The sequence below is a fragment of the Rhizobium lusitanum genome, assembly GCF_014189535.1.
GTDB lineage: Bacteria > Pseudomonadota > Alphaproteobacteria > Rhizobiales > Rhizobiaceae > Rhizobium > Rhizobium lusitanum_C.
Window position 1 is genome coordinate 126474 of sequence record NZ_CP050307.1, and the last position, 19854, is coordinate 146327.

At 60.9% G+C, this 19854-nt stretch carries 20 protein-coding genes; 18 read left to right on the plus strand and 2 right to left on the minus strand.

Going from position 1 to position 19854, the window contains the following annotated elements; all coding sequences use genetic code 11:
- Position 1 precedes the first annotated feature (1 nt).
- Positions 2–676, plus strand: a complete 675-nt coding sequence (locus HB780_RS03585) for a 4-carboxy-4-hydroxy-2-oxoadipate aldolase/oxaloacetate decarboxylase (RefSeq protein ID WP_183688700.1) — start codon at positions 2–4, stop codon at positions 674–676.
- Between the two features lie 92 nt (positions 677–768).
- Here HB780_RS03585 and HB780_RS03590 read toward each other — a convergent pair whose 3' ends face one another.
- Positions 769–1677, minus strand: a complete 909-nt coding sequence (locus HB780_RS03590; protein ID WP_183688701.1) for a LysR family transcriptional regulator — start codon at positions 1675–1677, stop codon at positions 769–771.
- A 277-nt stretch (positions 1678–1954) separates the two neighbouring features.
- Between HB780_RS03590 and HB780_RS03595 the strand changes: the two genes are divergently transcribed.
- From HB780_RS03595 to HB780_RS03615, 5 genes are read left to right on the plus strand one after another with little or no spacing between them, the layout of a single operon-like run.
- Complete coding sequence (locus HB780_RS03595; RefSeq protein WP_183688702.1) at positions 1955–2755, plus strand: 5-oxoprolinase subunit PxpA; 801 nt, start codon at positions 1955–1957, stop codon at positions 2753–2755.
- The gene (locus HB780_RS03600; RefSeq protein ID WP_183688703.1) at positions 2748–2990 is read left to right on the plus strand and encodes an acetyl-CoA carboxylase; all 243 of its coding nucleotides are present in this window, start codon (positions 2748–2750) and stop codon (positions 2988–2990) included. The genes HB780_RS03595 and HB780_RS03600 overlap by 8 nt, the downstream gene beginning before the upstream one ends.
- The gene (locus HB780_RS03605; protein WP_183688704.1) at positions 2987–4372 is read left to right on the plus strand and encodes an acetyl-CoA carboxylase biotin carboxylase subunit; all 1386 of its coding nucleotides are present in this window, start codon (positions 2987–2989) and stop codon (positions 4370–4372) included. Before HB780_RS03600 ends, HB780_RS03605 begins: the two co-directional genes overlap by 4 nt.
- Positions 4372–5247, plus strand: a complete 876-nt coding sequence (locus HB780_RS03610) for a 5-oxoprolinase subunit B family protein (protein ID WP_042470913.1) — start codon at positions 4372–4374, stop codon at positions 5245–5247. The genes HB780_RS03605 and HB780_RS03610 overlap by 1 nt, the downstream gene beginning before the upstream one ends.
- A complete protein-coding gene (locus HB780_RS03615; RefSeq protein WP_183688705.1) occupies positions 5237–6208 on the plus strand; it encodes a 5-oxoprolinase subunit C family protein in 972 nt (323 codons plus the stop codon). The genes HB780_RS03610 and HB780_RS03615 overlap by 11 nt, the downstream gene beginning before the upstream one ends.
- A gap of 74 nt (positions 6209–6282) precedes the next feature.
- Here the strand turns inward: HB780_RS03615 and HB780_RS03620 are convergent, their stop codons facing one another.
- Positions 6283–7293 carry a GntR family transcriptional regulator gene (locus HB780_RS03620; RefSeq protein ID WP_183689592.1) on the minus strand — a complete coding sequence of 337 codons (1011 nt, stop codon included), beginning with the start codon at positions 7291–7293 and terminating at the stop codon, positions 6283–6285.
- Between the two features lie 560 nt (positions 7294–7853).
- Here HB780_RS03620 and HB780_RS03625 point away from each other — a divergent pair.
- From HB780_RS03625 to HB780_RS03680, 12 genes are all read left to right on the plus strand, one after another.
- On the plus strand, positions 7854–8927 hold the full coding sequence (locus HB780_RS03625; RefSeq protein ID WP_183688706.1) for an ABC transporter ATP-binding protein: 1074 nt from the start codon (positions 7854–7856) through the stop codon (positions 8925–8927).
- A 48-nt stretch (positions 8928–8975) separates the two neighbouring features.
- The gene (locus HB780_RS03630; RefSeq protein ID WP_435693866.1) at positions 8976–9875 is read left to right on the plus strand and encodes an ABC transporter permease; all 900 of its coding nucleotides are present in this window, start codon (positions 8976–8978) and stop codon (positions 9873–9875) included.
- Positions 9876–9877: 2 nt separating this feature from the next.
- Entirely contained in the window at positions 9878–10723 is an 846-nt protein-coding gene (locus tag HB780_RS03635; protein WP_153363379.1) for an ABC transporter permease, read from the plus strand.
- On the plus strand, positions 10720–11463 hold the full coding sequence (locus tag HB780_RS03640; RefSeq protein WP_286202962.1) for an SDR family NAD(P)-dependent oxidoreductase: 744 nt from the start codon (positions 10720–10722) through the stop codon (positions 11461–11463). The genes HB780_RS03635 and HB780_RS03640 overlap by 4 nt, the downstream gene beginning before the upstream one ends.
- A gap of 13 nt (positions 11464–11476) precedes the next feature.
- Positions 11477–12244 (plus strand): SDR family NAD(P)-dependent oxidoreductase, encoded by a 768-nt coding sequence (locus tag HB780_RS03645; RefSeq protein ID WP_435693867.1) that lies wholly within the window; start codon positions 11477–11479, stop codon positions 12242–12244.
- Positions 12245–12350: 106 nt separating this feature from the next.
- Positions 12351–13586, plus strand: a complete 1236-nt coding sequence (locus tag HB780_RS03650) for an ABC transporter substrate-binding protein (protein WP_183688708.1) — start codon at positions 12351–12353, stop codon at positions 13584–13586.
- Positions 13587–13672: 86 nt separating this feature from the next.
- On the plus strand, positions 13673–14782 hold the full coding sequence (locus tag HB780_RS03655; protein WP_183688709.1) for an ABC transporter ATP-binding protein: 1110 nt from the start codon (positions 13673–13675) through the stop codon (positions 14780–14782).
- 29 nt (positions 14783–14811) lie between these two features.
- Positions 14812–15693, plus strand: a complete 882-nt coding sequence (locus HB780_RS03660; RefSeq protein ID WP_007689414.1) for a polysaccharide deacetylase family protein — start codon at positions 14812–14814, stop codon at positions 15691–15693.
- Positions 15694–15728: 35 nt separating this feature from the next.
- A complete protein-coding gene (locus HB780_RS03665; RefSeq protein ID WP_183688710.1) occupies positions 15729–16061 on the plus strand; it encodes a hypothetical protein in 333 nt (110 codons plus the stop codon).
- The gene (locus tag HB780_RS03670; RefSeq protein WP_183689595.1) at positions 16054–17103 is read left to right on the plus strand and encodes a CobW family GTP-binding protein; all 1050 of its coding nucleotides are present in this window, start codon (positions 16054–16056) and stop codon (positions 17101–17103) included. Before HB780_RS03665 ends, HB780_RS03670 begins: the two co-directional genes overlap by 8 nt.
- A gap of 16 nt (positions 17104–17119) precedes the next feature.
- On the plus strand, positions 17120–18340 hold the full coding sequence (locus tag HB780_RS03675) for an ABC transporter substrate-binding protein (RefSeq protein ID WP_183688711.1): 1221 nt from the start codon (positions 17120–17122) through the stop codon (positions 18338–18340).
- A 14-nt stretch (positions 18341–18354) separates the two neighbouring features.
- Positions 18355–19725: an amidase gene (locus HB780_RS03680; protein WP_183688712.1), complete on the plus strand. Its 1371-nt coding sequence runs from the start codon at positions 18355–18357 to the stop codon at positions 19723–19725.
- The last annotated feature ends 129 nt before the right edge of the window (positions 19726–19854 follow it).

Genomic DNA, 19854 nt, shown 5'->3' on the forward strand with positions numbered 1-19854 from the left:
AGTGGTGATACTGAAGCAGAAGATCGATCGTCCCAGCCAGGAAGAGATCGCGGCCATCGCGAAATTTTCGCCGGCGACCCTTCACGAAGCTCAAGGACGTCGTGGTGCTTTGTCTTCGCGGTTGAAGCCGATCGATTATCGGATGAAGCTCTGCGGCCCCGCCTTCACCGTCAAATGCGCGCCGCGCGACAACATCATGCTTCAGGTGGCGATCAACTACGCGCAGCCCGGCGATATCATTGTCGTCTCCGCCGGCGAATATGAAGAGGCTGGCTCGTTCGGCGATGTGCTCGCCAATGCCTGCCTCGCCAAGGGCATTGGCGGACTGGTGACCGACACGGGCGTGCGTGACACGCTACAACTGCGCGATCTGGGCTTCCCAGTCTTTTCGCTCAGCGTCTGCATCAAGGGTACCGTCAAGGAAACGCTCGGCGCCACCAACGAGCCGATCCTGATCGGTGACGAGATCGTCCATCCGGGCGACATCATCGTCGGTGATGCCGACGGCCTGGTCGTCGTGCGCAAGTCGGAAGCTGTCGAGGTCGCGAAGCTGGCGCAGGCCAGAGAGGATGCCGAAGCGGGCTACATCGCCGCATACAAGGCCGGAAAGTCGGTGGTCGAAGTCAGCAATCTCGAAGCCGTGCTGAAGGCCAAGGGCCTGGTGATCGAAGGCTGAAAAGCCAGGGCCTGCCGCTCGCTAGGCGCGGCAGGCCTCATTCTTCTTTGACGTGAGATGGAGGCGTGCGGGCGCGCCAGACCTCATGCGACCTAAGCGTTCGTTCCCGGCAGCCCGAAAGCCTGTTGGAAATATCGCCTGAAGGCCAGCATCTGTGGCGAGAATTCGCTGTTGGCCCGCCATGCCAGCCCGACATCCATCGGCGGAACGGGATCCTGGATATTGACCGTCTCGATGCGCCGGCCTTCCAGCGACCAGGGTCTGTGAACCATATCGGAGAGGATGGCGACGCCAAGGCTGTTGGCGACCATGGAGCGGACCGCTTCGATGGAGCTCGTCCGCAGCAGGACCTTGGGCTGATAGGGAGTGCCGCTCCAGTATTTCAGCGACGAGTGCGCCGCCTCGTCGACTGTCAGCATAATATAGGGCTCCTCGGCGATCTCGCGAAGGCCGACGCCGTCGCGTCTCAACAGATTATGTTGCGCGGGCACCCAAAGGCGTCGAACGGAACTCAAGAGCGTCTCCGTAGTCAGCATCGGGTTCAGGATATTCGAGGTCAACAGCACGGAAATATCGTAGCGGTTGGACAGCAGCCCTTCCTCGATGGTCTCGCGATTGACCTCATAGAGTTGGATGCGCAGCCGCGGATACAGGCGCCGCATGCGTTCGATGTGAAGAGGCAGGAAGTATCCGATCACCGTATAGGTCGCGGCGACGACCAGCTCGCCTTCGATATCGCTGCTGACGAGATTGAGATGGGTGGCCTCGTCGACCTTTGCTAATATTTCATAGGCATGGGAGAGAAACTGCCGGCCGGCGGCCGTTAACTCCATTCCCTGCGGGGTTCTGTTGAACAGCATGACGCCCACGGTCAGCTCGAGATCCTTGATCGCCGCAGTCACCGCAGATTGCGAGATCGAAAGGTTCATCGCGGCGAGGGAGATCTGACCGTATTCGGCGGTCGCGACGAAGTATCGAAGCTGGCGCAGGCTGAGGCTCATCGTCTTTTCCCCTATCGGTTAATCTGAAAAATTCACTCATTAAATCAGATATCGCCGCCACAACTGCGGGCGAGCAACGATGGATTTCGATGCAATATGACTAACTATGTGAATTTAAACGAATAATTTTGATGGTTTTTTATGCGCTGATATCAATTTATCAGATAATGATATATTGAAGATTGTATTTTTCAAATCCTATTTTTCCTCCTAGCGTTTCGTCGCAGTCGCAGTCGCAGTCGCAGCCGCAGCGGAGAACAGGCATGAGGAAATACGCTTGAAAGAAGTCGTCGACATCAATTGTGATATGGGAGAGGCCTTCGGCCGGTGGCGTATCGGTGATACGCGCGACGAGCATCTCATTCCATTGATCAGTTCCGCCAATATCGCCACCGGCTTTCATGCCGGTGACCCGAATCTCATGGACGAGACGGTGCGCATGGCGGCCGAACATGGCGTCGGTGTGGGCGCACATCCGGGCTACAACGATCTGCAGGGCTTCGGCCGGCGGAAAATGAACGGGACCAGCAAGGAGATTGTCAACGACCTGGTCTATCAGGTTGGTGCGCTTCGCGAGTTTGCCCGTCGCTACGGCGTGCCGGTCCAGCATGTGAAGCCGCATGGCGCGCTTTATATGGAACTGGCGGCCAACACCGAGCTATCCCGGATTTTCATCCAGTATATGCGCACGGTGGCGCCGAATACGCCGGTCTTCTGCATGGGGCGCTCGGCAACGCATATTGCTGCCCAGGAAGTCGGACAGCCGACGGTGCGCGAGTTCTACGCGGATCGCGACTATGGCGACAATGGCTGGATCGTTTTCACCCGCGACGCGGGCCGTCCCGATCCCAAGGCCGTTGCGATGAAGGTTCTGCGGGCCTGCATCGAAGGAAAGGTCCGCACGGTGACCGGAGCTGACATCGATATCGAGTTCGAATCCGTCTGTTTTCACTCGGACACGCTGGGAGCGCTGGAGATCGCCCAAGAAATACGGGCGGCCCTTGTCGGTGGGGGGCTCCGGATCGCACCCGTTTCCCAATTCCTGAACAACGAGATAGCGCGGAGGCCACATGAGTAAGCTTGAGATCAAATCGCCCCTTCCGGGAACTTTCTATAGGGCTTCCTCTCCAGACGTGCCGGTCTTCAAGGCAGATGGCGATGCCGTTTCAGCCACCGATACGATCGGCCTTATCGAGGTCATGAAGACCTTTCAACAAATTCCCGCCGGCCTCGACGGCAAGAACATCAAGTTTCTCGTCGACAACGAAGAGCCCGTCATGGCTGGGCAGGTCATCGCGGAGGTCGAGGAATGACTATCCGGTCCGTACTCATCGCCAATCGCGGTGAAATCGCCGTGCGGATCATCAAGGCGGCAAAGGCACTCGGCATTCGCACGGTCCAGGTCCATAGCGCCGCCGACGCGGATATGCTGGCGGTCAGGCTTGCGGACGAGGCGATCGATATCGGGTCGCCGGCGCCGAAAAAATCCTACCTGAATATCGAGGCGGTGATCGCCGCCGCAAAGGCATCCGGCGTCGATGCCGTGCATCCGGGCTACGGCTTCCTCTCCGAAAACGGCGATTTCGCCGACGCCGTCGAGGCGGCGGGCATGATATTCATCGGCCCTTCCGGCGATGCGATCCGCATGCTGGGCGACAAGGTGGCGGCGCGGCAGGTTGCGGCAAAAGCCGGCGTTCCGACGGTGCCTGGAAGCGACGGGCGGGTGGCGGGGCTTGACGAGGCGCGGGCGCTGGCGGCAACGACAGGCTTTCCGGTGATGATCAAGGCGGCGGCCGGCGGCGGCGGGCGCGGCATTCGCATCGTCGCTGATATCACCGAGCTGGAGCAACAATTTCCGCTTGCCTCGGCCGAGGCGCTTGCCGCCTTCGGCGACGGTGGCCTCTATATGGAAAAGGTCATCACCCGCGCCCGGCATGTCGAAGTGCAGATCTTCGGCGACGGGCAGAATTTCGTGCATTTCTTCGAGCGCGAATGCTCGCTGCAGCGCCGGCGCCAGAAGGTCTGGGAAGAGGCGCCTGCCTTCCTCCTGCCCGCCACTGTACGCGAGCGGCTTTGCGGTAGCGCCGTGGCGCTCGCCCGCGAGGTCGGTTATCGCGGCGCCGGCACGGTGGAATATCTCTATGATGACGAGACGGGTGACTTCTATTTCATAGAGGTCAACACCCGCATCCAGGTGGAACATCCGGTCACCGAGATGATTACCGGTTTCGACCTGGTTCAGGAGATGTTCAAGGTGGCGGGCGGCACGGCCCTTTCGGTATCGCAGGGCGATATCAGGGCGAGCGGTCACGCGATCGAGTGCCGCATCAACGCCGAGGACCCATTCAAGGCGTTCCAGCCGTCACCGGGAACGATCACGAAACTCTCCGTTCCCGAGGGCGAAGGCATAAGGTTCGATACGATGCTTTATGAGGGCTACACGATCCCGCCCTTCTACGATTCCCTGCTTGGCAAGCTGATCGTGCACGCCGAGACGCGCGATGCCTGCCTTGCAAAGCTAGGCCTCGCGCTCCAGGCGCTCGCCATCGAGGGTGTGCCGACCACGGTGCCGTTGCATCTGGCACTGGCGCGCGATGCGAGGGTCGCCAACGGCCTATTCCATACCCGCTTTCTCGAACACTGGCTGGACAATGATTTCGCTGCTCTCGCCGGCCGGACCCAGGAGGTTGCCTGATGCCCGCACGCTATACATTCGGAGGTGACGAACATCTCTTCGTCGAATGCAGCGATGAGATGTCGCTTGAGGCTTTCTTCAAGAGCCTGTCGATGGCAACCGGCGTTCGTGATAGCGCCATCAAGGGCGTCACTGAAATCTGCCCGGCGAACGCCTCCTTTCAGGTCAAGTTCAACCCGGACCTGATCAAGCCAGACGACCTTCTCAAGGAGGTGCGGGCGATCGAGGGGGCGGCCGAAAAGGCCGAGCCGGTGATCAAGACGCGCATCGTCGAAATTCCGGTCTTCTACAACGACCCTTGGACGCATGAGACCCTGATGCGCTTCCGCGAGCGCCATCAGGAGCCGTCCGGCACCGATCTCGATTATGCCGCCGGGATTAACGGTTACGGCGCGGTCGACGATTTCATCGCTGCTCACGCCGGCTCGCCTTGGTTCGTCTCCATGGTCGGCTTCGTCGCCGGTCTGCCGTTCATGTACCAGATGGTCGAGCGTCAGCGGCAGATCGAGGTCCCAAAATATCTGCGTCCCCGCACCGATACGCCGCGACTGACGGTCGGTCATGGCGGCTGCTTCGGCTGCATCTATTCGGTGCGTGGCGCGGGCGGCTACCAGATGTTCGGGATCACGCCGATGCCGATCTTCGATCCGACGCAGACGACGAGCTATCTCCGAGACTTCATGGTGTTCTTCCGCCCGGGCGATATCGTCAAGTTCAAGCCGATCGATCGCGACGGCTACGACAAGGCCGTCGAGGAGGTCGACAAGGGCCTGTTCAGCCCGCCGATCCGCGAGGTCAGCTTCGATCTCAGGCAATACCAGACCGATATCGACGGCTACAATGCCAAGCTGGAGGGCGTGCTTTATGGCCATTAAGGTTCTTCATCATGGCCTGGCGACCACCGTCCAGGATCTGGGCCGGCCGGGCTATTTCCACCTCGGCATTCCCATCGGCGGGGCGATGGACCGCTACGCCATGCGCGCGGCAAACTTGCTCGTCGGCAATGACGAGGGTGCTGCGGGCCTTGAGGCTGTGTTTATGGGGCCGCAGCTGGAGTTCTCGGATGACGCCGTGATCGCGGTAAGCGGCGCCGATATGCCGGCCAAGATCGACGGCGTCGCCCAGCCGGGATGGACCGCGCTGACGATCAAGGCCGGTCAGGTCCTGAGCTTCGATTTCCTGAAGTCCGGGGCGCGCATCTATATCGCGGTATCGGGCGGCATCGACGTGCCCATAGCGCTCGGTAGCCGGTCGACCTATCCGATCGGCGCGCTCGGCGGCTACAAGGGCAGGGCGCTGGCGGTGGGCGACGAGCTCCCGGTCGGGCAAGGTTCCGTGGTGAAAGAAGGCAAATCGGTCGAAGAGGGCCTACGCCGCACTCCGGGCACGCCGGCTGAGCTTCGGGTCTTGCCCGGGCTCTACTGGGATCGTCTGACGGATGAGGCCAAGCAGAGCTTCTTTGCCGATCCATGGAAAGTCGCGCCCGAAGCCGACCGTATGGGCTATCGGTTCCGCGGCGGCCGCAAGCTCGAATTTGTCGAGCGCAAGCAGCCCTTCGGCGCTGGTTCGGATCCATCCAACATCGTCGACAGTTGCTATCCCTACGGCTCGATCCAGGTGCCCGGCGGTACCGAGCCGATCATTCTGCACCGTGATGCCGTCTCCGGTGGCGGCTATTTCATGCTCGGCACGGTGATTTCGGCCGACATGGATCTGATCGGGCAAATGCAGCCGCATACGCCGACCCGCTTCGTCGAAGTGACGATGGAACAGGCGCTTGCGGCAAGGGCAGAGCGGCAGGCGCTGATCGAGCGCATGCGCGCCTCCCTGATCTGAGGGGAAAAGCGATGGCCGTCTTGCCAGTCCCGCGCCGAAGACAGAACATGCAGCCGTCCAGCGGCCGCCTGCTCCTACTCGAGAACGCGCGTCAGATAGGCGGCCGTCACGCTCGGGCCGGGAATGATCGCAACGATCTTCATCTGGGCGATCATGCGCTTCACCGAGGCGTCCAGATGGTTTTCCATCATCGCGGCGGCGGCGGTGATGGCGCCGCGCAACAGCAGCTCCGTCACCAGGCGAAGCTCGGTGATGACAGCGGGATCGCCCGGCAGCCCAAGCCGCCGCAACAGCCGCTCGGTCGCCGTCACCGGCAGAAGATTGTTGCGGATCGATTCCTTCAGTCGCTCATTCGGCGTCGCCAGGATGCAGATGTCGACGAAATCCGTATAAATGGCTTCCAGAGCCTTGAGATGGTCGGCGATATCGTGCCTTTCCAGTTCGGACAGGCGCTGAAAAAGCTCGCTCAGCCTGCTGCGGTCAACAGATTCGGCTCCGGCGATCAGGGCTTGGGGTTCGAGCATTCCGCGCAGCACGAAATGATCCTTGATCATTTGCGCGGTCAGCGGTCCGGCGATCCAGTGGGACGACTGGTTCTTGCGCACGAGACCGCGCTCGCGCAGGCGCGTCAGCACGTCGCGCACCACGGTGCGGCTGACGTTGAAATGATTGGCCAGTTCGATCTCGATGATGCGGTATTGTCCGAAGACGACGCAGCCGGCCACGTCGGCCTCGACGGTGTTGTAGATCCGCTCCCAGGAGGAGCGGCTTTGCAGCGCCTCGTCGGCATGGCGCGGAATGGTCAGGCCCAGCGTCTTGATGTCGGTGCGGTTCGGCTCGATGCCCCGATCGGCAGGCCCGACGAGATAGCCGCGACCGTTGAAGCGATGCACAAGCCCTTCGCTTTCAAGCGCCTGAAGCGCCCGTTGCACGGGCGCACGCGAAATCTGAAGGATTTCAGCGATCGGGCCTTCGAGAAGCACGACGCCGAGCGGGAGCGTGCTGTCCTCGATGTTGCTGCGCAGGACATCCTCCGCGATCTCATAGCGCTTCTGCGCGTTGGGTCGTGCGCCGTATTCGGTCATCTGATTCAATGTGCCCACACCATTCCGATGCCTCACTCTTACGCTATTTATAGCGGTAAAATAGCTCAAAAATAAATGCTTATTGAATACAAAGTTTGATTTTTATGCGGTGCATATGCGGACTGATGGCGCGACTGGATTGTGGCGTTATGCCGGTATGTGCCCGATTTTACGGATTTTTTGTACGAAGGTCGCGGATCATCGACTCTTCGATGGGGGCTATATACGGTAATTTCCGAGCGCCTGACCGGGGCGGGCGCGCAGTTGTGCGACTTTCGACACCCTTTGGTCTTTCATCCGCAATTTCTTTCACTGTCGTCATCCGTTTTGTTTTAAAAAGTCTATTGAATACAAAAATCATTTATGCAATGCTTCAAGACATCAAGGCGCTCGTCAGAAGCGCCACAGGTGGAACTCGTTGAAACGCCAAGGAACATCTCTTTGAAGCGCATGTGATGCATGCGTGACGGCTGACGTCCAGCGTTCGGATCGATCCGATTCCGAGCCCTGGCGGAGCTTTACCCAAAGGGTGGTCCTTGCCTGGAACTGGTAGGAATTCGGTGTCGACCGTTCTTCAACTCAAGCAAGTCGCCAAGTCCTATGGCGGTGTACCTGCGCTGGCCTCGGTGGATTTTGCCCTGCCAGGCGACGCCTATATCTCGCTGCTTGGCCCCAGCGGTTCCGGCAAGACGACGCTGCTGCGCGTCATCGCCGGTTTCGAGGAGCCCGATTCCGGTTCGATCCTGTTTCATGGCGAACGTCTCGATGGGGTCGAGCCGCATGCGCGCGGCATCGGCTTCGTCTTCCAGAACTTTGCTCTTTTTCCCCATCTCTCGGTCACCGATAACGTCGCCTTCGGGCTGCGCAACAGGAAGATTGATCCGGTCACGGATGTCAGCGTCGTCAATGCAAGGGTCCGCGACATGCTGGCCCTCGTCGGGCTCAAGGGCTTGGAGGATCGCGCCGTCACGCAGATATCGGGCGGCCAGCGCCAGCGCGTCGCCCTGGCGCGCACCCTGGTGACGGAGCCGAAGATGGTGCTTCTGGACGAGCCGCTCGGGGCGCTCGACGCCAATTTGCGCAGTCGCATGCGAAGCGAGCTGAAGACGATCCGTGAACGCTGCGGCGTCACCTTTCTGCATGTGACGGGCAGCGAGTCCGAAGCACTGGCGATGGGCGACATGGTTCTGGTGCTCGATCAGGGCCGCATTGCGCAGGCGGCGACCTCGGATGTGATCTACAATCGTCCGGCCTCGGCGGCCGTGGCGCGCTTTCTCAACTGCTATAACCTGTTTGCCGGCGATGTTGTCGACGATCACTTCGTCAGCCAGACCGGACGTTTCCCGCTGAACGCTTCGCTGAGGAAAGCGCCGCAGCCGGGCTATGCCATTCGCCATGATCGCGTCGCCATCCGCCCCTTCGATGCGGCGATTTCCACCGAAGAAATCCGCATCGACGGTGATTTCATCGCCAGCGAATATTCCGGCGCGGCCATCAACTCTTTCTTTGCGCTCGGTGACGGGCGCGTCTTCGAAGTGGAGTCGCATCTCAGTCATTCGCGCCCGCCCGCCTTTGTCGAAAAGAGCCGTTACGCGCTGGTCTGGAAGAAGGAGGACGCTCTTGTCTTCGGCTGACGCGCGCCTCTTGCAACGACCCCACGGACCTGCCCAGGAGAACGAGAGATGACCATGGTCGTAACGAGCGAGGATGCCGTGCAGGAGACGACGATCACGCGCCGTCCATCGAGAAAGGCCCTGTGGTTGCTGGCGCCGGGCGTGCTCTGGATGCTGCTCTTCCTGGTGCTGCCGCTTTTGATGATGGTCTATGTCTCCTTCTGGACCCAGACGACCTTCAAGATCGAGCCGACGCTCACCCTGCAAAGCTGGATCACTTTTCTCACGAGCCCGACCTACCTAGGCGCGCTCTGGACCACCGTCCGCATCTGGCTTCTCGTCCTCTTGTCGACGCTCGTCGTCGGCTATCCGGCAGCGCTCTTCGTCGGCCTTCTCGTCAAGAACAAGACGTTGCAGACAGTTCTTCTCGTCCTCTGCGTGATCCCCTTCTGGACGTCGTTCCTGATCCGCGTTCTCGCCTGGCGCCCGATGCTCGGCACGGAGGGCGCGATCAACATGATCCTGATGAACCTCGGCATCATCCATCAGCCCATCGAGGTGCTGCTGTTTTCCGAGCTGTCGGTGATCATCGGCATGACGCAGATCTATTGCGTCTTCATGGTCGGTCCGATCGCCTTCATGCTCGGCCGCATCGACGCCTCCGTCATCGAGGCCGCCCAGGATCTCGGCGCCGGCTTCTGGCGCATCTTCCGCACGATCATCCTGCCACTCTCCCTGCCGGGCGTGGTCGTCGGCGCGATTTTCGTATCGGTCATGGTGCTGGGAGAGTTCGCCACCTCGGCGGCGCTGTCCGGCCGCAAGGTCAACCTTTTGGGCAACATCATCGTCACCCAGGTCGGCTCGTTGAAATGGGCCTTTGCGGCGGTGGCCGGCGTCGTGCTGACGATCATCATGGGGGCGGTTGTCGCCGTGCTTCTCAAGATCGTTGATCTGAGAAAGGAGCTCTGATTATGAACGCAAGCGGCATCAAGCTCGGCCTCGGCGTCTACACCACCCTCTTTCTCGTTTTTCTCTACGGACCGCTGGTGGTTCTGGCGATCCTGTCGTTCCAGACCGGCCCCGAGGGCGGCCCGCAATTCCCGATCATCGAATGGTCGACCTATTGGTATCGGCATCTGTTCGGCCTGACGCCGCCCTCGCGCATCGCGCCGCTGCCGATCGATCAGTCGCTGATCCGCTCGCTTGCGCTTGCGGTGATGACCATGATCGTCTCCACCGTGCTCGGTGTGACCTCCGCCCAGGCCTTCCGGCGCAAATTCCGCGGCTCCGGCGTCGTCTTCTACCTGATCGTCCTCGGCATGATGGTGCCGGGCGTGTTGGTCGGGCTCGGCATGGCGCTGGTTGCCAATACATTCGGCATCGATCGGCATTGGTGGAGCACGGCATTCGTCCTTCATGTCGTCTATACCTTCCCCTTCGCCTTCCTGGTGATGCTGGCGATCTTCAACAGGTTCGATCCGAGCATGGAGGAAGCCTCCTGGTCGCTCGGCGTGACACCGGCACGGACCTTCCGCAAGGTCACCTTTCCGCTGATTTTTCCCGGCGTGCTCTCGGCCATGCTGTTTGCCTTCACGCTCTCCTATGATGAATTCTCGCGTACCTTGTTTGCGTCCGGCCGTGAATTGACGCTGCCGCTGGCGATCTACGGCACCTTCTCGGTCGAGGTTCATCCCAATGTCTTCGCCTTCGGCGTCCTGACGACCCTGTTTTCCTTTGCGCTACTTGGCACCTACGCCACCCTCATGGGGCTGTCGGTTCGCCGCGCCAGGCGCGTTCGCGTTCAGGAGGACGCATGATGACGAAAAAACCTTCGGCGATCGTGACAGGCGCGGGTTCAGGCATTGGCCGTGCGATCGCGCTGAGGCTTGCGGCTGACGGCTACGGCGTGCTGGTGAACGATCTTTCGCGCGACCGCGCGCAGACTGTCGCAGACGAAATCGGCAAGGCGGGTGGCTTGGCTGCGGCCGCCGCCGGCGATGTTTCCCGATCTGAAGACGTGGTCGCCATCCATGCGGCTGCCGTGGCGCAACATGGCGAGGTCGATCTCCTCGTCAACAATGCGGGGATCGTGCATCAGGCATCCTTCGAAAACCTCGCGCTTGAGGATTTCGACCGAATGTTTGCCGTCCATGTGCGCGGCACGTTCTTGATGACCAAGGCGGTCCTGCCGTCGATGCTCGAACGCGGCGAGGGGGGCATCATCAATGTCGCCTCCCAGCTCGGTCAGATCGGCGGCATCGAGCTGGTTCACTATTCCGGCGCCAAGGCGGCGATTATCGGCATGACTAAGGCGCTCGCCCGCGAGGTTTCCAGTCGTGGGGTACGCGTCAACGCCGTCGCCCCCGGGCCGATCAATACGCCGCTGGTGCTTGGCCTTTCGGACGAGTGGCGCGAACGCAAGAAGCGCGAACTGCCGCTTGGCCGGTTCGGCGAGCCGGAGGAGGTGGCGGCGACAGTGGCCTTCCTCGCCTCCCCCGCCGCCAGCCTTTTCGTCGGCCAGACGCTCGGGCCGAACTCCGGCGATGTGATGCTCTGAGAGGAAGATGAATATGACAACGACGGAAAAACGCATTGTGATCGTCACAGGTGCAGGCATCGGGATCGGCCAGGCGACGGCGAAGGCTTTCGCGGCTCTCGGGGATCATGTCGTCGTGACGGATATCTTGAAGGCGGAAGGCGAAGAGAGCGTCCGCGACATCGTCGCCTCCGGCGGATCGGCCGAATTCCGGTTCTACGACGTCCGCTCGACCGAGGCTGCCAATGCGCTGGTTGCGGATCTGGAGGCGCGGTTCGGCAGGATCGATGTCATCGTCGCGAATGCGGGCATCGCCCATCGCACGCCGCTTGCAGACCTCAGCGACGACAAGTGGGATCTGACATTCGATATCGATCTCAAGGGTATCTTCCGGCTGGTGCGCGCCGCCGCAACCGGCATGAGGCGCCGTAGATCGGGGAGCATCGTTGCGCTCTCCTCCATCATGGGTGTCGCCTACGGCTGGGATGAGCATGTGCATTATTCCGCCGCGAAATCGGGTGTCGTCGGGCTGGTGCGCGGGCTGGCGGTGGAACTCGCCAAGGATGGCGTGCGGGTCAACGGAGTCGCGCCTGGCTACATCCGCACTGCGCAACTGCTGTCCGAGGAAAATTCGCTGGGTGCGGAAGGTGCCGAGAAGGCTCCGGAATTCATCCCCATGGGTCGGATCGGTGCTCCCGAAGATATCGCCGATGTCATCGCGTTTCTCGCGTCGAACGGCGCGAGATACATGACCGGCCAGGTTCTGGTCGTGGATGGCGGCCTTCTCGTGGGCCGTTACTGAATCGCGGAGATCCCGGCGGCAACCTGCCGCCGGGCGGCCGGCGATACGACAATGAAAGAAGCTCAAAGCGGCTTCAGGGAACAGCAAACAACACTGGAGAACAGAAATGTCCAAAATGGAAATGAATAGACGCTCTCTGTTGAAGCAGTCCGCCGGCGTGATGGCTCTTGCCGCCATCGGTGGCGGGACGTCCTTGCTCTCGTCGCGCAGCGCCTTCGCGCAGGCCGCCAATCTTGCCGGCGAGCAGCTGCGCACCATCGGCCTGTCGGTCACCGTACAAGAGCGCATTCTCGCCGATTTCCGCAAGGCAAGTGGTGTCGGCCAGACTTCCGGCACGGCGGCGACCTTCCCGGATGCGCAGACGAAGATCCTGTCGGGTTCCAAGGATTACGATTGCTGGGAGATCATCGCCGAGCGCCTGCCGTCGATCGTCATGACCAACAATGTAGAGCCGGTCCCGGCGGCGTCTCTGAAGAATTGGGCCAACATCCGTGACACTTTCACCAAGCCTTCCGACAAGTGGGGCGCCAAGCAGCAGATCGTCGGCCAGATCTGGGCCGACGACGCCCAGACGACGCTGAACATGGTTCCGGCGGTCTATAATTACGACTCGATCGGCTACAATCCCGATATCCTCAGCGCCGAGGAAGCCAATAGCTGGGCTGCACTCTTCGATCCGAAATGGAAGGGCAAGTCGGGTCTGAACACCGATCCGCTGATCGCGTTTGGCCAGGCCATCATGGCGATGAACACGCTCGGTCTGTTGAGCGTGAAGAACCCCGGCAATCCGAGCACGGCGGAAATCGACGAGGCTGCGAAGTTCCTCGTCTCCAAGAAGAAGGACGGCCAGTTCCGCGCTCTCTGGGGTGATTTCGGCGAGCTGGTCAACCTGATGGCCTCCGGCGAGATGGTTGTCTGCGACGCCTGGCAGCCTGCTGTCATGGCCGTCAAGGCGCAGGGCAAGCCTTGCAAATACGCCGTGCCGAAGGAAGGCTATCGCGGCTGGGCGATTGGCCCGTCGATGATCGCTGGCACGACCAACAAGGAGGCCGTGATCGCCTATGCCGATTATTGGCTGTCGGGCGAGCCGGGCATCACCGTCTCCGAGCAGGGCTATTACTCGCCGTCCACCAACATCAAGAACGTCATGGCGCCGGATAAATATGCCTTCTGGTATGAGGGCAAGCCGTGGGTTGGTGCGGCGGAGCGCGGCATCAAGGAAGGCGACCTGCGCGACGGCGGCTCGCTCGAGGAGCGCGCCAAGAACGTTGCCTACTGGCACCAGTGGCCGGACGAATACGACCACCTCGTCCAGAAGTGGGACGAGTTCCTGAACGCCTGACGCAATGCCGGAGCGGCCTGCCGCTCCGCACCCGAAACGCGAGAAGACCGGCTGGCGGTCTTCTCGCCCGCGCCTGGAGAATGGTTATGATTTACGACCTGGAACTCATCAACGCCGGCAAGGTCTACGACAACGGCACGCCGGCCGTCGCCGATTTCAATCTGACGGTCACCAAGGGCGAGTTCATCGCCTTCCTCGGCCCGTCCGGTTGCGGCAAGACAACGACTCTGCGCATGATCGCCGGCTTCGAGACGATTTCCTCCGGCGACATGATGATCAAAGGCGAGCGGATGAACGATGTCCGGCCGCAGAACCGCCCGACGTCGATGATCTTCCAGAATTATGCGCTCTTTCCGCATATGACAGTCCGTCGCAATGTCGGTTACGGCCTTGAGGTCAAAGGTGTCGCAAAACCCGAGCGCGATGCCCGCGTCGACCGGATTCTGGCAACGCTCGGGCTGGAGGATATTGCGGAGCGCAAACCGGACAGGCTTTCGGGCGGCCAGCGCCAACGCATCGCGCTTGCGCGCGGTCTTGTCGTCGAGCCTGATGTCTTGCTGCTGGACGAGCCGCTCGGAGCCCTCGACGCCAATCTGCGCAAGGCGATCCAGAACGAGCTGAAGCTCCTGCAAAAGAGGCTCGGTGTGACCTTTATCTTCGTCACCCATGCCCAATCCGAAGCGCTGGCGCTTTCCGACCGGATCGTGGTGATGAACCAGGGTCGGGTCGAGCAGATCAGCCCGCCGCATCAACTCTATACGCGGCCGAACACGCCATTTGTCGCGCAGTTCATCGGCCGCAACACGATCTTCCACGGCGAGGTGGCCGGCAGCGAAGGAGACAACACCGTCGTCAACACCCCGCTCGGCCTGTTGTCAGGCCGCCCGAATGGCGCGGTTGCCGACAAAGGAAAGGTCGATATCGTCATCCCGTCTGAGGCGATCGAAGTGCATACGAGCGAAGGTGCCGACCGCCAGCGCATTGCCAGCGCTTTCGGCGGCAATGTCGTCGGTGCCCGTATCGAGCGTTTCGATGTCGTCGGCCATATCTCGCACCTGACCGCCAGTCTTCCCGATGGGCGTTCGCTCGCGCTCGAGGCGCATGTCGACAAATACAGGCCCGGCGCCTTTGCGGTCGGTGCCGGCGTGTTGCTTGCCTGGAACCCGGCGGAAGCCACCGTCATTCCCGCTTACTAGAACCATAGAAACCCAAGGAGGTACTTCCCATGGCGAAAGAGATTTTGTGCAGTTTTGGCGTTGACGTTGATGCCGTGGCCGGATGGCTTGGCTCGTATGGCGGCGAGGATTCGCCGGACGATATTTCTCGCGGTCTTTTTGCCGGCGAGGTCGGCAGCCCGCGGCTGGTCAAGCTGTTCGAGCGCTTCGGCATCAAGACGACCTGGTTCATTCCCGGCCATTCGATCGAGACCTTTCCCGAGCAAATGCAGGCCGTGGCGGATGCGGGCCATGAAATCGGTATTCATGGCTATAGCCACGAAAATCCGATCGCGATGACACGCGAGCAGGAGACCGAGATCCTCGACAAGTGCATCGAGCTTGTCACCAAGCTTTCCGGCAAGCGCCCGACGGGCTATGTCGCGCCCTGGTGGGAATTCTCCAACGTCACCAACGAGCTGCTGCTCGAGCGCGGCATTAAATACGACCACTCGCTGATGCATAAGGACTTCACCCCTTATTATGTGCGGGTCGGCGACAGCTGGACGAAGATCGACTATTCGAAGAAGCCGTCCGACTGGATGGTGCCGTTGAAGCGCGGACAGGAGACCGATCTGATCGAGATTCCGGCCTCCTGGTATCTCGATGACCTGCCGCCGATGATGTTCATCAAGAAGGCCCCGAACAGCCACGGCTTCGTCAATCCGCACGATATCGAGCAGATGTGGCGCGATCAGTTCGACTGGGTCTATCGCGAGATGGACTATGCCGTCTTCCCGATCACCATCCACCCCGACGTTGCCGGCCGTCCGCAGGTGCTGATGATGCTCGAGCGGCTCTATGCCCATATGATCAAGCATCCGGGCGTGAAGTTCGTTACCATGAATGAAATCGCCGACGACTTCGCCGCACGCTTCCCGCGCAAGAAGTAAGCGGCGGCAAGGCCTGTGAGGAGGTAGACACCATCATGTGCTCGCTCTGCGGTGTTCTCGGCGGCAACGAACACTGGACCGACGCTGCGGCGCGGCCGGGGGTGTTTACGCGCAATGACAGCCGTCTCGACCGGCGGCGGGAGCGGGCTAACCGCGTCGCCGCCGCCAATCGCATGCTTTCGGCCTTCGGCCTTGTTCTATCGGACTGGCAGGGCGCCTCTTTCGTCCTCTCCACGAAGACCGGCAAGAGCGAGATCGTCGAGGATCTAGGACATCTCTGGCCGGCGGCCGAGCGGCTTATCGGCCACCCCTGCGATCCGCTCGATCCCGGCCTCATCGCCCGTATGGAGGCCAGCCGTGATGCATGACGAGCCCGGCTTCGTGACCGTCAACCTCCTCACCGGATTTCTCGGGTCGGGAAAGACGACCTTGCTCAGGCGGCTGCTCGCGGAGGACGCCTTTGCCGATGCCGCCGTGCTGATCAACGAGTTTGGAGAGATCGGCCTCGATCATCACCTGATCGAGCGGATCGATGACGAGATCGTGCTGCTGCGCTCCGGATGCGTATGCTGCACCGTTCGCGGCGAGCTCGCCGAGGCGCTCAAAGATCTCTATTCCAAGCGCGAACGAGGGCTGGTCCCGCCGTTCCGGCGTGTCATCATCGAGAGCACCGGGCTGGCCGATCCCTTTCCGGTCCTCTCGACCATCAAGGCGGATCCGATCCTCCGGCATCATTTCCGGCCCGGAAGCGTCGTGACGGCGGTGGATGCCGTCAACGGACAACGTCAGCTCGATACCTATATCGAATCCAACCGGCAGGCGGCGATAGCCGACCGACTTGTCATCACCAAGACCGATCTTGCCACCGATAGCGAGAGACAAGCCCTGGAAAGCCGCCTGCGGCGCATCAACCCCGATGCGCTCCTCGTCTGTGCTGGGGATGACGATCTTGACCTGTCCTCGCTGTTGCAGAACGCAACCACAATGCGCGGCGATCACGTCCAGTCGCCGAGTGGCTTTTATTGTGAGGAACCAGTCTGGCTTACCAATGCCGACGGCGCTCCGCATCGTGCCGCGATCTCCTCCGTCACCATGACGGTGGACCGCCCTATCGACTGGACGGCGTTCGGCATATGGCTGACCATGCTGCTCAATCGCCATGGCGAGCGGGTCCTGCGGGTCAAGGGTATTCTCAATCTTGTGGGCGAGGAACGGCCGGTTGCCATTCATGGCGTGCAGCACCTTGTCCACACGCCTGTTCATATGGAAGCCTGGCCGTCGAACGATCGAAGCTCCCGTCTGGTCTTCATTCTGGACGGCCTCGACGGAGAAGTGTTGAAACGGTCCTTCGAGGCTTTTACGCTGGCGGACGCGGACGTTAGGCCACCTCTGGCCATCCCGGCGGAATAGGATAAGTCATTCCTTCATGAATAAGCATCAGTCTCCGGCAAAGGCCACTTCCGCACCTGCGCTGCATCTGGCCGGCCGGCCGAAACTGCGCATTCTCGGGACCGCCATTTCGCTGCTCGAGGAACTGCGCATCCGGGCTCAGGACGATCTCGGCATCGAGGTGACATTCGACAACAATGACTTCCTCACCACCCAGTATAAGGCGGCGAGGGAGCCCGAGACCTATGACATCTACGATCAATGCTTCCACAATCTCGATATCGTCTGGCACTGGCGCGCGATCCAGCCGGTCGACACGAAGCGCATCACCTTGTGGGATGAGATCAACGACCTGACCAAGACCGGCCATATCGGCCCGAACCCGCGACTGGGGCTCGGCGACGTGCCGGCGCGCAAGCTCTATGTCCAGCCTAACCTTGCGCTTGGCGACACGCCGTCCCGTTTCATCTCCATGCTGCCGACGACGCATAATTTCGACAGCTTCGCCTACCGAACCGACCTCGTGGACAATGCTGTCGCCATGCATTCCTGGGGCGCTCTTTTCGATGAGCGATGGGCGGGCCGGGTCGCTCTGGTGGACGAACCGGCCATCGGCATCTTTGATGCCGCATTGGCCGCGCAGGCTGCCGGCCTGATGTCCTTCAACGATATCGGTAACATGTCGATTACGGAAATCGACCAGTTGATCGACCTATTGGAAGAGCGGAAGAAGGCAGGCTTCTTCCGTGGCTTCTGGCAGACGGCGGAGGATGCGGCTCGCTTGATGATGGCTGGCGATACGGCGGTTCAAAGCATGTGGTCGCCGGGTATCGGCATATTGAATTCCAAGGGCGCTCCGGTCGAACAGGCGGTGCCGGCGGAGGGTTATCGCGCCTGGCACGGTGGCCTGTGCCTTTCGAAGAATCTGAGCGGGCGCCTGCTTGATATCGCCTACGAGTATCTAAACTGGTGGCTCTCCGGCTGGCCGGGAGCCGTGGTTGCTCGCCAGGGCTATTATATCTCCACCCCGCAGCGCTCCCGCCAGTTCATGACGCCGTCGGAATGGGATTATTGGTATGAAGGTCTTGCCGCCGCCGAAAATCTGACCGGCCCGGACGGCCTGATGCGAATAAAGGCGGGTTCCGTCAGGAGTGGTGGATCCTATTGGCAGCGTGCCAATTGCATTGCGGTCTGGAATACCACTATGGATGAACATAATTATCTCGTCCGCCGGTGGATGCAGCTCGTCGGTCGATAAGGGAGAAGAGGGTCATGGCATATCCACATCTGGGCAAATCGATCGCGCAGCTATCCGTTCTGATGCAATCGGGAGCGCTCGATCCCGTGGCGCTGGCCGAGGAGAGCCTGGATGCGATCCGGTCCCATAAGGATCAGGCCATCTTTATCAGCCTGCTTGAGGAAAGGGCGCGCCAAGAGGCTGCTTCCGCCTCGAAGCGGCTGCGGGACGGACGGTCGCGCGGGCTTCTCGACGGTATTCCCATCGCCTGGAAAGACCTCTTCGCCATTCGCGGGCTGCCGACGACGGCAGGGTCCAGCGTTCTCGCGCGTGAAGCACCCGCAGCCAAGGATGCCGATGTCGTCCAGGCGCTGGCAGAGGCCGGTATGGTCAGTCTCGGCCGGGTCAATATGAGCGAATTTGCCTTTTCCGGCCTCGGTCTCAATCCACATTACGGCACGCCACTCAATCCGGTATCCACGGATGTCGAGCGGGTGCCGGGGGGCTCTTCCTCGGGTTCAGCCGTCGCCGTCGCCGCCGGCCTTGTCCCTGTCTCTATTGGGACGGACACGGGTGGGTCGGTGCGCATTCCATCCGCCTTCAATGGGCTGGTCGGCTACAAGGCAAGCCGTGGCCGCTACAGCATGGCCGGTGTTTTCCCCCTGGCGACCAGCCTCGATTCCCTCGGTCCTCTTTGCCGCAGCGTTCAGGATGCCATCTGGGTCGATGCGGCGATGCGGCGGCTAACTGCGCCTCAGATCGTTCGCGCTAGCTTGAAGGAAATTTCGCTCGTCGTGCCCGAGACCGTTGTGATGGACGATATAGAAGATGGCGTCCGTGACGCTTTCGAAGCCGCCATTGGGAGATTGCAGCAGGCCGGGGTTCGGGTGCGCCGGGCGGCATTCCCGATGTTCAGCGGCGTCTTTGACCTGATGGCAAAGCACGGTCCGATGGTGACGGCCGAGGCTTACGCACTTCACTATCACCGCCTTTCCGGACCCGACGCTGCGGCCATGGATCGCCGCGTTGTGGCTCGCACATCGCTGGGAGAGAAAATCGGCCTGGTCGATTATATCGCGCTGTTGAAGGGACGCGAACAGCTGATCGAGGCGTTTGCAACAACCATGGCGCCGAACGAGTTCATCGCCCATCCGACGGTTGCCCATGTGGCGCCACCGCTTGCGCCATTGCGCGATGACGACGATCTTTTTGTCAAGACGAACGCAAAGACCCTGCGCAACACGCTGATCGGCAATTTCCTTGATGGCTGCGGCGTATCTCTGCCTTGCGGTGCAGGCGATGGCGACATGCCGGTTGGCTTCCTGTTGTCTGCTAAGAGAGATAAGGATGAAATACTGTTGGCGGCCGCCCTGGCCGTCGAGCAAATCGTTCGTCCCAATCCCTGACCGGTTGAGCGGCAAAACGGCTATCATTCGCGTAAGGGAATAGCAGTTGCTTAAATCTTAGTATGCAAATCTATTAAAATTATCGTCTTTTTGATTTCCCCAACTTGCAAACTTGCTTTGCCACCGCAA

What these genes read in the sequence shown, in the direction of transcription:
- HB780_RS03590 (WP_183688701.1), bottom strand. Translation starts at nt 1,677, where the DNA reads ATGAGCCTCAGCCTGCGCCAGCTTCGATACTTCGTCGCGACCGCCGAA.
- HB780_RS03600 (WP_183688703.1), top strand. Translation starts at nt 2,748, where the DNA reads ATGAGTAAGCTTGAGATCAAATCGCCCCTTCCGGGAACTTTCTATAGG.
- HB780_RS03605 (WP_183688704.1), top strand. Translation starts at nt 2,987, where the DNA reads ATGACTATCCGGTCCGTACTCATCGCCAATCGCGGTGAAATCGCCGTG.
- HB780_RS03610 (WP_042470913.1), top strand. Translation starts at nt 4,372, where the DNA reads ATGCCCGCACGCTATACATTCGGAGGTGACGAACATCTCTTCGTCGAA.
- HB780_RS03615 (WP_183688705.1), top strand. Translation starts at nt 5,237, where the DNA reads ATGGCCATTAAGGTTCTTCATCATGGCCTGGCGACCACCGTCCAGGAT.
- HB780_RS03620 (WP_183689592.1), bottom strand. Translation starts at nt 7,293, where the DNA reads ATGACCGAATACGGCGCACGACCCAACGCGCAGAAGCGCTATGAGATC.
- HB780_RS03630 (WP_435693866.1), top strand. Translation starts at nt 8,976, where the DNA reads ATGACCATGGTCGTAACGAGCGAGGATGCCGTGCAGGAGACGACGATC.
- HB780_RS03635 (WP_153363379.1), top strand. Translation starts at nt 9,878, where the DNA reads ATGAACGCAAGCGGCATCAAGCTCGGCCTCGGCGTCTACACCACCCTC.
- HB780_RS03640 (WP_286202962.1), top strand. Translation starts at nt 10,720, where the DNA reads ATGATGACGAAAAAACCTTCGGCGATCGTGACAGGCGCGGGTTCAGGC.
- HB780_RS03645 (WP_435693867.1), top strand. Translation starts at nt 11,477, where the DNA reads ATGACAACGACGGAAAAACGCATTGTGATCGTCACAGGTGCAGGCATC.
- HB780_RS03650 (WP_183688708.1), top strand. Translation starts at nt 12,351, where the DNA reads ATGTCCAAAATGGAAATGAATAGACGCTCTCTGTTGAAGCAGTCCGCC.
- HB780_RS03655 (WP_183688709.1), top strand. Translation starts at nt 13,673, where the DNA reads ATGATTTACGACCTGGAACTCATCAACGCCGGCAAGGTCTACGACAAC.
- HB780_RS03660 (WP_007689414.1), top strand. Translation starts at nt 14,812, where the DNA reads ATGGCGAAAGAGATTTTGTGCAGTTTTGGCGTTGACGTTGATGCCGTG.
- HB780_RS03665 (WP_183688710.1), top strand. Translation starts at nt 15,729, where the DNA reads ATGTGCTCGCTCTGCGGTGTTCTCGGCGGCAACGAACACTGGACCGAC.
- HB780_RS03670 (WP_183689595.1), top strand. Translation starts at nt 16,054, where the DNA reads ATGCATGACGAGCCCGGCTTCGTGACCGTCAACCTCCTCACCGGATTT.
- HB780_RS03675 (WP_183688711.1), top strand. Translation starts at nt 17,120, where the DNA reads ATGAATAAGCATCAGTCTCCGGCAAAGGCCACTTCCGCACCTGCGCTG.
- HB780_RS03680 (WP_183688712.1), top strand. Translation starts at nt 18,355, where the DNA reads ATGGCATATCCACATCTGGGCAAATCGATCGCGCAGCTATCCGTTCTG.